1 protein-coding gene is annotated in these 235 nt (G+C 40.9%); it reads right to left on the bottom strand.

Annotated elements, in window-relative coordinates; translation table 11 throughout:
• A partial coding sequence (locus AAEZ18_RS19720) for an efflux RND transporter permease subunit (RefSeq protein WP_352256149.1) occupies positions 1-235 on the bottom strand: 235 nt, incomplete at both ends.

Genomic DNA, 235 nt, shown 5'->3' with positions numbered 1-235 from the left:
CTCTAGGCGTACAAAAGAGCCATCTGGATTGGTTTTAACTAATATTTGTTTAAATTGCTCTGGCGTTTGTAATCGACTTTGCGCCGTTACTGTTGCATTAAGTTGTTGACCATCAACGGCAGGCATACCGCCAAGTTGACCGGCAGATACTTGTGCATTTTGCGCACTAATTGATGCACTAATATCAGCAGGTGTAAGCTTATAATTTTGTAACTTTGCTGGGTCTAACCAAATA

It is taken from the genome of Pseudoalteromonas sp. 19-MNA-CIBAN-0066 (assembly GCF_040308705.1).
Classification (GTDB): Bacteria; Pseudomonadota; Gammaproteobacteria; order Enterobacterales; family Alteromonadaceae; genus Pseudoalteromonas; species Pseudoalteromonas nigrifaciens.
Note: the sequence above shows the minus strand (reverse complement) of the source record. Positions and strands in the feature narration are given on the sequence as shown.